Here is a 13,448-nt window from a genome sequence, read left to right on the forward strand (position 1 = left end):
TTGGGGCGGGGCCTATGCCGCCGTGATCGAGATCTCCTGGTCCACGCCCAGCAGCTGAACCACGCGCATCACCGCAGGCTGCACGTTGGCGCAGCTAAAGCGCTTACCATGATCGGCTGCGTGGTGCGCGGCGCCCACAAGAACGCCAATGCCCGTCGAGTCGATATAGCTCACCTGGGCAAAGTCGAGCTCAACGGCCTCGGTGGGCTGCTCGAGCGCCAAGTCGATGGCATTACGCAGACTGTCGGCGTTAGAGATATCGATCTCGCCGGTTACCTTAATGGTGTAGAGCTCCGGCGTGGGGTTGGTGGAAATACCCAAATCCATGTAAACGCTCCTTTGCGAATCGAAAGTGCTGATAGTAATGGGTGCGTACTTGCGGGGCCATACGCGCTAGGCGCGCTCGGCACGCGCAAGCTCGGCAGCGACGAGCTTGACGGCCAGCACCAGCACATCGAGCGCGGCCTCCAGGTCCTCGACCGTGGGATAGCTCGGCGCGATGCGGATGTTGGTGTCGCGCGGGTCCTTGCCATAGGGCCAGGTAGCACCTGCCGGCGTGAGCTTGACGCCCAGGTCGGCGCAAAGCGCGGCGACCTTCTGGGCCGAGCCCTCGGGACCATCGAAGCTCACAAAGTAGCCGCCGCGGGGATGCGTCCAGGTGGCACAACCCGTGTCGCCCAAGCCCTCGGTGAGCTTGCGCTCGACGGACTCAAAGCGCGGGCGCAGGAACTCGGCATGCTTTTTCATGTGCTCCTTGACCGCCTCGATGGTGGGGAGGAAACGCACGTGACGCAGCTGGTTGAGTTTGTCGGCGCTGATCAGGCCGGCCTTGAGGCGCTTGGAGAACTCGGCGATGACCGCGGGGCTCGCACCGATAAAGCCGATGCCGGCACCCGGGAAGGTGATCTTGGACGTCGAGGCAAAGGCCACCACGCGGTCCTCGGTGCCCGCCGCGCGGGCAAGATCGAAGATGTTGGCGAGCTCGTCGGTCTCGTCGTACAGGTCGTGCACGCAGTAGGCGTTGTCCCAGAAGATGCGGAAATCGGGCGCGGCCGTGGGCATCTCGACCAGGCGACGCACGGTGTCCTCGCTAAATGTGATGCCCGTGGGGTTGGAATACTTGGGCACGCACCAGATGCCCTTGATGGAGTCGTCGGTGGCAACCAGGCGCTCAACCTCGGCCATGTCGGGGCCGTTGTCGGTCATCGCGACGGGGACGTTCTCGATGCCCAAGTCGGCGGTGATGCCAAAGTGGCGATCGTAGCCGGGAACGGGGCACAGGAACTTGACCTTCTTGCCGTCGTGCGCGGCCTCGTAGGCGTCCCAGGGCTCGCTGCCGCACGAGCCACAGCGCCAGAACATGCCGGCGATGTCATGCTCGATCAAAAGGCTCGACGAACCCAGCACGAGCGTCTGCTCGGCGGGGCAGCCCAGGAACTCCCCTGCCAACTTGCGTGCCGAAGGAATACCCTCGAAGCAGCCGTAGTTGGAGCAGTCGACGCTGCCGTCGTGCAGATCGGCATCGGCGTTGAGGATATCGAGCATGGGGCGCGAGATGTCCACCTGGGAGGGCGACGGCTTGCCGCGGGCCATATCGAGCGCCAGACCCTTGGCCTTGACCTCGGCGACCTCGGCCTTGAGCGCCTCGATGGCGGCATCGAGTTCGGTGGTTTCCATCTTCTGGTAGATCGTCTGCATGGGTGCGACCTTTCGCGAAGCGGGACGTTGCAGTTCGTCTAAGTATAGACCGCCACCGCCGCAACGTTATGAAGCCGTGATAGATTAAGTCCATCGCAATAAATTACGAATCGCCGCGCATGCCGGCGTGGGGCGCCCAAGGAGGCACTATGGAGTACGGATTGTTCCAGGCCGAGGAATTCGGTGACCTGCAGCGCCTGGTCGACGGACTGTTTTACGACCGCCACGCCATCGACCGGCTTGACCTAATCGTGCAGGCCGAAATCGTCGACTTGGCACCCGACCTCATGGAAATCGTGAACCTTTTGCCGCCCGGCTACTACGACCGCCAGTCACTTTGCGACCAGCTCAACTCCGCCTTGGCCGCCCACGGCTGGGGCGCCGTCTACGGAACGGTGGAATAAGCCTCGAGGCCGGCGATTTGGCCCGCTTCCCGACCTTGGCGAGGCTTGTTTTAGGGCTTGTGGCCAAAAAAGGGCAAATATGAGTACTGTTACCTTTTTAGTAGCAGCGATTCTTGGTCGAAATCGGCAAAACTCGACTTGAAACTTCCTAATCACCGTCAGCTAGCGCCAAATTGGAAGTCGATGGTCACTCATTAACGTACAGTTCTTATAACTTTGTTCATTATTTTCCGCACCTAAAATGATACGCCGTTTGTGACAGTACTCACAAACGGCGTTTTTTGACCACTGGCGTGTCTGGCAGGCGGCAAGCACCGCCCGAATCCGCATTTTGAACGCGCCCGAATCGGTTCTGGAGCCGGTTTTCGCGCTCTTACTCGTCTTTGGGCGAGGGATGCTTGCAGACCACGCTCATGTAGATCATGCCAAGCACGGCCGCGGTGACAGAGCCGGCGAGAATAGCGGCCTTGGCGGCCAGAACCTCAAATTCAGCCGTCGGGAAGGCAAGGCCGCTGATGAGAATCGACATGGTAAAGCCGATGCCGCCCAGAATGCCCACACCGGCAATCATGTGCCAGTTGACATTGCGCGGCAGCTCGCAGGCCCTAAGCTTAACCAGGGCAAACGTCATGCCAAAAATACCGATCGGCTTGCCCAGCAGCATGCCAAAGTACACGCCGAGCGTCACCGGGTCGGTGAGCAGCGTGCTCATGTCCACGCCCACTAGGCGAACCTGTGCGTTCACGAACGCAAAGATCGGCAGGATCACAAAGTTGACCGGCGTGGAGATCAGACGCTCCATGCGGATGAGCGGCGGGGTCACGCGGTGCATGACGCGCTCGACCTTGGTGGTCGAGACGGTAAAGTCATGCTGGCCCAGGATGTGCGCCTCGTCGTCGTAGCGGTCATCGAGTAGCGGCAGGCACTCGCCCAGCCAATCGGTGAGGCTATCGAGCTTGACGCCGCACTTGGCCGGGATGGTAAAGGCCAAGATGACGCCAGCAAGCGTGGCATGTACGCCGCTCTTGAACATGCAGAACCACAACAGCAGACCCAGTACCGAATACGGGGCAAGGCGGTAATGCTGCGTCTTGTTGAGCCACACGAGCGCGCAGGTCACAAGCGCGGCAGCGCCCAACCAAAACGGATTGGGGCTCTGACCGTAGAAGATGGCGATGGCGGCGATGGAGATGAGGTCGTCGGCGATGGCGAGCGTCGAGAAGAACACGCGCACGCCGTTGGGCACGCGATTACCCAAAAGCGACAGCACGCCCAGCGCAAAGGCAATATCGGTTGCCATGGGAATGGCCCAGCCGTTGTGCGCGCCGGCATGGTTAAAGATCAGGTAGATGCAGGCGGGAACGACAACGCCGCCCACGGCCGCCAGCATGGGAAGCATGGCCTGACGCGGATTCTTGAGCTCGCCGACCGTCATCTCGTACTTAAGCTCGATGCCCACCAACAAAAAGAAGATCGCCATGAGGAAGTCGTTGACGAAAAGCTCGACGGTGAGACCGGCCGTAAGGTTGCCCAGACCCACATACAGCGGGGTCTCCAAAAAGTGATGGATGGCCTCGTAGGCATCGGTATTGGCGCAAATGACGGCGGCGATGGCGGCGAAGACCATGACGGCGGCGGAAATCGTGCCGTTCTCGGCGATGCGCTCCCAGATGTCGTGGCGCTCAAAACGCTTGCGCTCACGAACGTTGAACAGCTGCTCAGTTGCTGCCATGGGCGGCTCCTTTCACGGGAAAGCTCCCGTCTTAAAAAAGCACGGCCCGCCCAAGTGGCGGCGCCGCGCTCCAACGTATTACGCTTGCATCTAGCCTACCCTGCACGACAAGCACGCAGGCGTGGCCGAAAAGCGGAACCACAGGTTGAACATTATTTGCTCAACGACACGGGCGCGCCTGTCCAAGAGACGACGCGGCGCCGCGCACAAAAAACGACCGGAGCGCGGGGTGTCCGCGGTCCGGTCGTAGCAGGTTACAAAACCTAGCAGGCGGCCATGATGGGGGCAGCGACCTGCTTCTTACGGGAGAGGACGCCCGGCATCCAGACGCCGTCGTGCTCGTCAGCAATGCCCAGGCCCTTCTGAGCAGCCTCGGTCTCGCCCTCGAGCAGGACCTGCGAGCCCTCCTCCATGATGTCGGTGATGCACAAGACAATGCCGTCGGCACCCTTCTCGGCGGCGTAGGCGCGCATGGCCTCGCGGATCTCGTCAATCATGCCAAGCGCACGGCTCTTGTCGACGGTCTCGTACTGGCCGATAAGCAGCTTCTTGCCGGCGGGCTCGAACATCTTGATGTCGTTGCCGACCATCTCGGCTGCAGTGAAGGAGCCGGACGGACGGGTGAGGAAGACCTCCATGCCAAACTTGACCGGGTCGACGCCCACCTGCTCGCCGAGCTTGGCGGCGACGGCGCGGTCGACATCGGTGGTGGTGGGGCTCTTGAGCATGAGCGTGTCGGTCATCATGGCCGAGAGCAGCAGCTTGGCCTGTACGTCGGAAAGCTCAACGCCGAGCACGCCGGCGAGCTTGGTGACGATGGTGCAGCTGGAGCCCCAGGGCAGGCAGATGTAATGCAGCGGGCCGGCGGTCTCGAAGTCGCCGATGCGGTGATGGTCGACGACGCCAAAGACCGTGGCGTCCTTAAGGCCCGCGACGGACTGGGCGGACTCGTTGTGGTCGGTGAGGACGACAAGCTGACCGGCCTCGACGGACTCAATCACGCGGGGCTCGGCAATGCCGGCGTCGGCGAGCAGCTTGGCAGACTCTGCCGGAAGCTGACCAAGGGCGCAGGCCTCGTAGGTGTTGCCGGCATACTCAACCTGGTTGAGCAGCTGGGACAGGACGACGGCGCTCATGATGGCGTCGTTATCGGGGTTCTGGTGACCAAAGACAAGAACGTTTGCCATGGATATCCTCCACTTGATATGTGTACTTGGACGTAGCTATGGTAGCACGCCGATGCCGAGCCTTCGCAGACGGAAGGGCCACGGCATATTTTGTGGCAAGCATGGGGGGGGCCAAGGCTGTCCCTTTCGCACCATGTTGGTGCAAAGTAACCTGTCCCCCTTGCACCAGCTATTTACCGGCGGCGCGCAGGGCTACGTAGGCGGCACCGATGATGCCGGCGTCGTTGCCGAGCGAAGCGACCTTAATGGGCGTCTCGCGCGAGGCGGAAAGCGCGTACTGCTTAAAGTGTTCGCGAACCTTGTCGAGGTAAACATCGGCCGAGGCGGAGGCACCGCCGCCGATGAGGAACATCTCGGGGTCGACCACGTTGGCGATAAGCGCCAGGGCGCGGCCGAGGTAGTCGGCCATGGTATCGGCCGCGGCAAGCGCGAGCTTGTCGCCCTCGCGGCAGGCCTGGAACACGTCCTTGGAATCGGAGGGGCCGGTGAGCTCGATGGGCTCGACGCCTGCCTTCTTGCACTCGGCAAGGTAGTTGCTCACCACGCCGGTGGCGCTGGAATACTGCTCCAGATGGCCATGGCCGCCGCAGCCGCAGGTGCGCTCCTCAGCCGGATTCAGGCACATGTGGCCAATCTCGCCGCCGGCGCCCACGACGCCCGATACCACATCGCCGTTAACGATAACGCCGCCGCCCACGCCGGTGCCGATGGTGACCATCACCACGTTCTGCACGCCCTTGGCAGAGCCGAGCCAGGCCTCGCCCATGGCAGCGGCATTGGCATCGTTTTCGTACTTAACGACCGCGTCGGGGCAGTGCTCCTGAATGGCGACTCTCAGCTCGGGCAGGTTAATGGCAATGTTGGCCTTGACCTTGGCATCGCCCGATGCCGGGATGGGGCACGGAACGGCCAGACCAATGCCCGCCACAAAGGCACGCGGAATCTGGGCCTTGGCGACCACCTGGTCGATAGCCTCGGTCACCGCGGCAAAGCCCGCGGCGTCAACGATGGGCGGAGTGGGCACGCTGGCCTTGGCCAGCAGGTTGCCGTCCTCGTCGAACAGGCCCTCCTTAACCGAGGTACCGCCGACGTCGATGCCGATGTAATACTGCTTAGGTTCCATGGGAGCCCACCTTTCTCGTTTAAACATTGCCTGTATGGTACCGCTCCCAAGACAAAAACCTACCAAAAAGGGACGGGTTTGTTTTGGTAGGTTTTATCTGGGAAACGCAGAGTATGGGATTCGGTTCACTGGGCGCCAAATCGGTTTGGCCCCATCCTCGGACCAATCAGACTTCTCAACACGACATTACTCAGATGTTTATTCATTTAGAGCGCTCTAGTCATATATGCAAAGCGACTTTGAATTATGTCTTTCTCGAACTTTTTTTAAATGCAATAGGGATACTTAGGTGTTGACTATACTTTCTTTTATACTCAATCAAACTGGAAAGGAGGTTCCATGATTCCCAAATACGAGGCGATAGCTGCAGACATTCGTCGAAGCATCGAGGGCGGCGCACTTAAACCGGGCGACAAGCTTCCCACCGTCGTAGAGTTTTGCGAGCTGTATAACGTTTCTAAGATCACCGTCAAACGTGCGATTGAGCAGATTACCGAGGAGGGCTTGATCACCAGCCGGCGTGGATCGGGTACCTACGTTAAGGACACGGCGGGGCTTCCCGGCCAGGCGTTTTTCCAGGGCAAAAACGACCGTGCCCAGGGTTTTTCGTATGAGCACCGCGGGGAGAAAGTGACCTCGGTGGTCTACGATTTCTCGATTGTTAATCCGCCGGCGGACGTCGCTGCTCAGCTGGGAATTGCCGAAGATGACTTTGCCTATCACATCGTGCGAGTGCGCCAGGTCGATGGTCAGCCCATCGTTATCGAGTACACCTATATGCCACTCGAGCTGATTCCGGGTCTTAAGAAAAAAGACCTGTACGGATCGGTCTACGGCTTTATCCGCGAGCAGTGCGGGCTTAAGATTTCGAGCTTCCATCGCACCATCCGTGCCGTTGCGGCAACCGAAGAAGAGGCTGAGCGTCTGGACACCAAACCCGGCTCTCCCCTGCTCGAGCTCAACCAGATTGGCTTTTTGGATAGTGGCACCGCCTTTGAGCATTCGATCTCACGCAACGTTGGCGACCGCTTTGAGCTGCACAACGTAACGTTGGCCTAGTTTTGTAATCCGGTGGGTGCTCGTTTTGAGCTGTCTTACGCGGCACCCGCACAACCTTATGGGAGTATGCACATGTCCGATTTGATTAAACTGACGCCGATCTTCCACGAGAAGATCTGGGGCGGCCGCCAGCTCGAAACCGTATTTGGTTACGACATTCCCGAGGGTCCCATCGGTGAGTGCTGGGCCATCTCGGCCCATCCCAACGGCGACTGCCAGATTGCGGAGGGCCCGTATGCTGGCCACACGCTGTCGTGGCTGTGGGCCGAGCACCGCGAGCTCTTTGGCAACTGTGAGGGCAAGGAGTTCCCGCTGCTCATCAAGATTTTGGACGCCAAGGACGATCTTTCGATCCAGATTCATCCCAACGACGAGTACGCCGCCGAGCACGAGAACGGCAGCCTGGGCAAGACCGAGTGCTGGTATGTACTGGACTGCGAGCCCGGCGCCACGATCATCGTCGGCCAGCGCGCCAAGGACCGCGCCGAGGCCGCGCAGATGATCGAGGACGGCCGCTGGGACGACATGCTCAACGTGCTGCCGATCCACAAGGGCGACTTTTTCCAGATTGACTCCGGTACCGTGCACGCCATCAAGACCGGCACGCTCATTTTGGAGACGCAGCAGTCGAGCGACGTGACCTATCGCCTGTACGATTACGACCGCCCCGGCACCGACGGCAAGCTGCGCCCGCTGCACATTGAGCAGAGCCTCGACTGCATCGATTTTGATGTTCAGGCCCCGACCGACGGCACCGTGACCGCGCCCGAGGTCGACGGCGTGACCGAGCTCGAGTCCAACCCCTGCTACACCGTCGATCGCGTGCGTGTTGACGGCAGCAAGACTCTCGACCAGCGCTGGCCCTTCATGTGCCTGTCGGTCATCGACGGCGAAGGTACCGTCTGCGGCGACCCCGTCCACAAGGGAAGCCACCTCCTGGCTCCGAGCACCGTCAGCTCCATTGACCTCGAAGGCAAGATGGAACTGATCATCAGCCACCTCTAGGTCGCACCAACAACCAAAACGCAACAAGGGGCTCCCCCGCTCATCAAACGGGAGAGCCCCTACTCACATCTATTTATCAGCCCACCCGGCTCTCCAGACCAAAAAGCGAACGAGCAAAGCGACGTTCGCAAGCAACGTTACCCAAGGCCCCGGACAGGCGCCATGGACAACGTCGATCGCGAGTTCCGCACGAGCCGGAGAGCACTTAATGTGCTCTCCGTGCGAGCAGGACTGTCCGAGCAGGCGACGTTGTCCATGGCGCCTGTCCGGGGCCGCCGAGATTACGACAGCTTGACGATCGGCGCAAAGCCCTTCATGAGCTTTTTGGTCTGGCCGGTCTTTTCGAATTGAACCTCGATCATGTCTCCGGCGACCGAGATCACGGTACCCGTGCCAAAGGTCTTGTGGCTCACGGTATCGCCCGCGGCAAAGTCCTGCGACGCGCTGGCGCGATCGACCTTGCGCTCCACCGTCGGCGACACCTTGGACGACGGCTTTTTGGCTCGCGGCGCGCCCGAGCCAAAGGTCGAGGCAACACGGCCGGCGTCGGGCGAGACCCCACGATGGCGCTCGGTCCCATAGCTGCTGCCGCCAAAGAAATCGTCGAAGCTCGATCCGCCGCGCGATCCGGAACCGCCGGTCGAGCGCGTATGCGAACCGAACACCTTGCCGCCATACATATCCGAGCCCATGCCCGAGCCAAAGGTGCCGTGACGGTCGCCGCGCTTCTCCCAGCCCGTGCCCTCAAAACCGGCAGAACCGATACCGCTAAACTCGATATCCTCAAACGGAATCTCGTTGAGGAAGCGAGAGCGCGGGTTGGCAGAGGTCGAGCCGTAGGTGCGACGCGTGGCCGCATAGGTCAGGAACAGGCGCTTACGGGCACGCGTGATGGCAACGTAGGCCAGGCGACGCTCCTCCTCGAGCTTGCCCGGGTCATCGCTGCCGCCAAAGTCGTGCACGTGCGGGAAGATACCCTCCTCCATGCCGGCCACGAACACCGCCGGGAACTCCAGGCCCTTGGCGGAGTGGATGGTCATCATGGTAATGGCATGCGTCTCGCCGGCCAGGGAATCCAAGTCGGAGCGCAGGGCCAGCCACTCCATGAGCGCCGGCAACGCCTTGCAAGTGAGCGGGCCATAGGTGCGCTCGATCTCGTCGGCATGTACAGCACCCGCCGGCAGCTCCGTCGGTGCGGCATAGGCGTTGCCCGCGATGGCGGCGGCCAAGGCATCCTGCGGCGAGAACGCCGGGGCGGCTAGGCTATCGAGCGGATTGGAGCCCGCGGCGTCACGAGCGCCGACAAGTGCCTCAAACGAGGATGCCGGAGCGGACGGCCCCGGCTCGGGCGCGGGCGCACTCACCACGACGGGCTCGGGCTCGGCACTGACAGGCACATCGGCAACACCGGCTGCACGCAGCTCTTCCAAGCTCTCGAGCGTGCCCTCGATATCCTCGTGCGTCTCCTCAAATTCGGCAGCGACGCCCAGGAATTCCTGGATGTTCTCGGCGCGGCTCTCGGACTCCATGGTGCCCTCGGCGCGGAACGCCTGCAGCAGGCCCGTCTTATCGACAATCATCTCGACGACGTCCTTGAGCTCGCCGTCCATGCGGCGGCCCTCGCGCACCAGCGCCACAAAACTCGACAGGCCGTTGCGCACCTTGGCACTAAACATGCCCGTCTCGGCTGTTGCGATCTCGCAGGCCTGGAAGAACGAGCAGCGGTTGTCGCGCGCCAGCTGCTCGATCTTTTGGATCGAGGTGGAGCCGATGCCGCGGCGCGGCGTGTTGATGACGCGCTTGACGCTCATCTCGTCGGCCGGGTTCACGATCATCTTGAGATAGGCCATGACGTCGCGAATCTCGGCGCGGTCGAAGAATCGCGTGCCGCCGACGATCTTGTAGGGCACGCCCGCGCGCAGGAACATATCTTCGAGGATACGCGACTGGGCGTTGGTGCGGTAGAACACGGCGATATCGTCGTAGCTCGTACCCTTGGCATGCAGCTTTTCGATCTCGCCGGCAATCCAGCGACCTTCGTCGCGCTCGTCGCTTGCCTGGAAAGCCTGAATCTTCTCGCCATCGCCCTCGGCCGTAAACAGGCGCTTGTCCTTGCGCTGCGAGTTGTGACGCACCACGGCGTTGGCGGCGCTCAGGATATGACCCGTAGAGCGATAGTTCTGCTCCAGCTTGACGGTCTTGCAGTTTTTAAAGTCCTGCTCAAAGTCCAGGATGTTGGTGATGTCGGCGCCACGCCAGCTGTAAATGGACTGGTCATCGTCGCCCACGACCATAAGGTTTTGGTACTTGGCGGCCAGCAGGTTGGCGATCTCGTACTGGACGTGGTTGGTGTCCTGATACTCGTCGACGCTAATGTAGCGGAAGCGCTCCTGGTACTTGTCGAGCACCTCGGGGCGGGTGCGCAGTAGCTCGAGCGTGCGCACGAGCAGGTCGTCGAAGTCCATCGCGTTGGCGGCGCGCAGGCGGCGCTCCAGCTCCAGGTAGACTTGCGCGGCCTTTTTGTCGTTGGGGCTATCGGCGCTCTTGAGCATGTCCTCGGGCCCGATCATGGCGTTTTTAGCAGAGCTGATCTTGCTGCGGATCATGTTGATGGGGAACTGCTTTTGCTCGATGCCGAGCGCCTGCATAATGTCGCGCACCATGCGCTTTGAGTCGTCGTCATCGTAGATGGTGAATTGACCGGTATAGCCCAGCAGGTCGGCGTCCTCGCGCAGCATGCGCACGCACATGGCATGGAAGGTGCACACCCACATGCCACGAGTGCCGCTGGGGATGAGTGCCGCCAGACGCTCGCGCATCTCGGCCGCAGCCTTGTTGGTAAACGTAATGGCAAGAACCTGCCAAGGCTTAACGCCCAGGTCGCCAAGCATATGTGCGATGCGGAAGGTCAAGACGCGGGTCTTGCCCGAGCCGGCGCCGGCGAGCACCAGCAACGGGCCCTCGGTGGACAGGACCGCCTCGCGCTGGGCGGGATTAAGGCTGTCGATGTCGACGAGCGGCTTGATAGGCTTGGGCGCCGGCGCGGGAGCGTCATAGATGTCGAGCGGAACGAGCTCGGGCTCCGGCGCAGCGGGGGCGGTGTATGCATCGAGCGGCACGGGTTCCGGCGCGGGCGGCACGGGTACCGCGGCGTTCTTTTCCCAGGGCAAGGGCTGGGTCATGGGCGACTCCTCATCTGACGGACGGCGCGCCTGCGGGCAGCGCCATAGTTTGAGCCGTACCAGTATACCGAGCCGCGCGGACACCGACGCAAATCACACCACGACTCCGTGCGCCACCGTCAGGCCCGCCCCATCGCCCAAAAAAGAGGGCAGCATAGACCTTTTGGTCATGCCACCCTCTTTGAATGACAAGTTGTCGCTCTGGCCGCCGCGCAGCGTCAACCAAGTTACAGGCCGAGCATAGGCTCCAGAACGAAGAAGTACGCGAGCACCACGATGCCCAGGATGATGCGGTAGACGCCGAAGCACTTGAAGTCGTGACGGCGAACGAAGCCCATAAGCCACTTGATGGCAATGAGCGACACCACAAAGGCGACGACGCAGCCCACGCCCAAGATGGCGATCTCGTTGGTGCCGAACGTGCCGCCCTTGATGAAGTACTTGACCAGCTTGAGCGCACTCGCGCCAAACATGACAGGGATGGCCAGGAAGAACGTGAACTTAGACGCCACCGAGCGCGTGCAGCCCAAAAGCAGGCCGCCGATGATGGTAGAACCGGAGCGAGACGTACCAGGCACCAGCGAAAGCACCTGGAAGCAGCCGATACCCAGCGCAGTCTTCCAGCTGAGGTCCTCGAGCGTGGCGATGGAGCCAAAGTCCAGGTTCTCGTCATCGTCCTCATCCTCAGCGGTAGCCGTGGGGGGCGCCGCAAAGTGCGCACCGGCGGGACGTCCACCCGACACCACAGCACGCGAACCAAACGAACCGGCAACGGCCATTTCCTCGCGCTTGTTTGCGCGCCAGTTCTCGATCACGATAAACAGCACGCCGTACACAATGAGCGCCAGCGCCACGACGGGAGCATTGTAGAAATGCTCCTCCATCCAGTCGTTGAGCGGCAGGCCGATCGCCGCCGCAGGAATGCAACCGAGCACAATCTTGCCCCACAGCACCCAGGTGTCGCGACGGCCCTCCTTGCCCTTGCTGGGCGAGAACGGATTGAGCTCATGGAAGAACAGCACACAGACGGCCAAAATGGCGCCAAGCTGAATCACGACCAGGAACATGTTCCAGAACGTCTCGCTCACGTTCATCTTGACGAACTCGTCCACCAAGATCATGTGGCCCGTCGACGAAACGGGCAGCCATTCGGTGATGCCCTCGACCAGGCCCATGAAGGCAGATTTTAGAAGCTCGATAATATCCAAAGGGACCCCCTCGTTAGACACCCGCCGGTAGATGTTCTGCGGACGATGCGGGCGATGTCCCATTATCAACCGTTGGCGGTGCGACCGCGCCTACCCTTACCAAAAAACTCGCCCGTTCACAGAATTGCGAGCAGTTAAACCGAAATCCTTGGGTATAACTGCAACAAGATAAAGTGTCCGGCGGTCAACGCACCCGCGCCCGCCCGACGCACGAGCCCCGCGCCCGTGCGATAGACCAAGGAGGAAACCATGAACGAAGGTTACACCAAGGTATTTGTTTCACTCGACGGTACTGAGCAGCAGGATTTTGTGCTCGCACGCGCCATCAAGGTCGCCGCGAACAACGGCGCCAAGCTGATTATCGGCCACGTTATCGATTCCACGGCGCTCGAGAGCGCCGGCTCCTATCCGGTCGATTTGGTCAACGGTCTGGAGGAGGCCTTTAAGAACTCCATCGAAAAGCAGCTCGAAGAGGCCAAGGCCAATCCCGATATTCCCGAGGTCGAGGTCATGATACGCGCCGGTCGTATTCGCGAGACGCTCAAAGACGAGATGCTCGACGTGGTCAAGCCCGACCTGGTGCTCTGCGGCGCTCGCGGCCTGTCCTCGATCAAGTATGCGCTTCTGGGTTCGATTTCGACGTTCCTGCTGCGCAATACCGACTGCGACATCTTGGTCGTGAAGTAGGTTCCTTCCCGTCGGCGCAAGGCCTGCGGGGTTATCACGCCGACGTCCTCGCCGCTTCGCTGCTGCGGGATGTCGGCTTTGATAACCCCTCCCGGCCTTGCGCCTTCGTCACCATACTTCAGCGAGTTGGCTGATAAAAGATGGCGTGCCGCCCCGTTTGGGG

General features: G+C 61.2%; 11 protein-coding genes. 4 read left to right on the plus strand and 7 right to left on the minus strand.

All coding sequences use genetic code 11. The features are described 5' to 3' along the window. Window positions 1-12: 12 nt before the first annotated feature. Window positions 13-327, minus strand: coding sequence for an STAS domain-containing protein (locus tag DXB53_RS05055; RefSeq protein ID WP_117583581.1), 315 nt, complete (start codon window positions 325-327; stop codon window positions 13-15). A gap of 66 nt (window positions 328-393) precedes the next feature. Beyond that, the gene (locus tag DXB53_RS05060) at window positions 394-1,698 is read right to left on the minus strand and encodes an aminotransferase class I/II-fold pyridoxal phosphate-dependent enzyme (RefSeq protein WP_117583582.1); all 1,305 of its coding nucleotides are present in this window, start codon (window positions 1,696-1,698) and stop codon (window positions 394-396) included. Window positions 1,699-1,847: 149 nt separating this feature from the next. Here DXB53_RS05060 and DXB53_RS05065 point away from each other — a divergent pair, with 149 nt between their 5' ends. Then, complete coding sequence (locus DXB53_RS05065) at window positions 1,848-2,102, plus strand: hypothetical protein (protein WP_117583583.1); 255 nt, start codon at window positions 1,848-1,850, stop codon at window positions 2,100-2,102. A 373-nt stretch (window positions 2,103-2,475) separates the two neighbouring features. Here DXB53_RS05065 and nhaA read toward each other — a convergent pair whose 3' ends face one another. The 3 genes from nhaA to DXB53_RS05080 form a co-directional block, all read right to left on the minus strand. Then, window positions 2,476-3,834 carry a Na+/H+ antiporter NhaA gene (gene nhaA / locus DXB53_RS05070; protein WP_117583584.1) on the minus strand — a complete coding sequence of 453 codons (1,359 nt, stop codon included), beginning with the start codon at window positions 3,832-3,834 and terminating at the stop codon, window positions 2,476-2,478. Between the two features lie 263 nt (window positions 3,835-4,097). Continuing rightward, on the minus strand, window positions 4,098-5,021 hold the full coding sequence (locus DXB53_RS05075) for a manganese-dependent inorganic pyrophosphatase (protein WP_006235927.1): 924 nt from the start codon (window positions 5,019-5,021) through the stop codon (window positions 4,098-4,100). Between the two features lie 169 nt (window positions 5,022-5,190). Then, window positions 5,191-6,144: an ROK family protein gene (locus DXB53_RS05080; protein WP_117820909.1), complete on the minus strand. Its 954-nt coding sequence runs from the start codon at window positions 6,142-6,144 to the stop codon at window positions 5,191-5,193. A gap of 339 nt (window positions 6,145-6,483) precedes the next feature. On the opposite strand from DXB53_RS05080, the gene DXB53_RS05085 reads away from it, so the two are divergent. Together DXB53_RS05085 and DXB53_RS05090 are read left to right on the plus strand one after the other, a co-directional pair. Next, complete coding sequence (locus DXB53_RS05085) at window positions 6,484-7,203, plus strand: GntR family transcriptional regulator (RefSeq protein WP_117583586.1); 720 nt, start codon at window positions 6,484-6,486, stop codon at window positions 7,201-7,203. Between the two features lie 72 nt (window positions 7,204-7,275). Beyond that, a complete protein-coding gene (locus DXB53_RS05090; protein ID WP_369831573.1) occupies window positions 7,276-8,208 on the plus strand; it encodes a type I phosphomannose isomerase catalytic subunit in 933 nt (310 codons plus the stop codon). A 281-nt stretch (window positions 8,209-8,489) separates the two neighbouring features. On the opposite strand, the gene DXB53_RS05095 is transcribed toward DXB53_RS05090, so the two are convergent. Further along, window positions 8,490-11,390, minus strand: coding sequence for an ATP-dependent helicase (locus tag DXB53_RS05095; RefSeq protein WP_117583588.1), 2,901 nt, complete (start codon window positions 11,388-11,390; stop codon window positions 8,490-8,492). 227 nt (window positions 11,391-11,617) lie between these two features. Continuing rightward, window positions 11,618-12,598, minus strand: a complete 981-nt coding sequence (locus tag DXB53_RS05100) for an undecaprenyl-diphosphate phosphatase (protein WP_117583589.1) — start codon at window positions 12,596-12,598, stop codon at window positions 11,618-11,620. Between the two features lie 249 nt (window positions 12,599-12,847). On the opposite strand from DXB53_RS05100, the gene DXB53_RS05105 reads away from it, so the two are divergent. After that, a complete protein-coding gene (locus DXB53_RS05105; protein WP_117583590.1) occupies window positions 12,848-13,285 on the plus strand; it encodes a universal stress protein in 438 nt (145 codons plus the stop codon). Window positions 13,286-13,448: the final 163 nt, after the last annotated feature.

Origin of the sequence: Collinsella sp. OM04-5, assembly GCF_003439125.1 — a bacterium.
Lineage (GTDB): Bacteria > Actinomycetota > Coriobacteriia > Coriobacteriales > Coriobacteriaceae > Collinsella.

Coding starts and splice junctions, on each gene's coding strand:
- DXB53_RS05080 (WP_117820909.1), bottom strand. CDS start 6,144: ATGGAACCTAAGCAGTATTACATCGGCATCGACGTCGGCGGTACCTCG.
- DXB53_RS05075 (WP_006235927.1), bottom strand. CDS start 5,021: ATGGCAAACGTTCTTGTCTTTGGTCACCAGAACCCCGATAACGACGCC.
- DXB53_RS05060 (WP_117583582.1), bottom strand. CDS start 1,698: ATGCAGACGATCTACCAGAAGATGGAAACCACCGAACTCGATGCCGCC.
- DXB53_RS05095 (WP_117583588.1), bottom strand. CDS start 11,390: ATGACCCAGCCCTTGCCCTGGGAAAAGAACGCCGCGGTACCCGTGCCG.
- DXB53_RS05085 (WP_117583586.1), top strand. CDS start 6,484: ATGATTCCCAAATACGAGGCGATAGCTGCAGACATTCGTCGAAGCATC.
- DXB53_RS05090 (WP_369831573.1), top strand. CDS start 7,276: ATGTCCGATTTGATTAAACTGACGCCGATCTTCCACGAGAAGATCTGG.
- DXB53_RS05055 (WP_117583581.1), bottom strand. CDS start 327: ATGGATTTGGGTATTTCCACCAACCCCACGCCGGAGCTCTACACCATT.
- DXB53_RS05065 (WP_117583583.1), top strand. CDS start 1,848: ATGGAGTACGGATTGTTCCAGGCCGAGGAATTCGGTGACCTGCAGCGC.
- DXB53_RS05105 (WP_117583590.1), top strand. CDS start 12,848: ATGAACGAAGGTTACACCAAGGTATTTGTTTCACTCGACGGTACTGAG.
- nhaA (WP_117583584.1), bottom strand. CDS start 3,834: ATGGCAGCAACTGAGCAGCTGTTCAACGTTCGTGAGCGCAAGCGTTTT.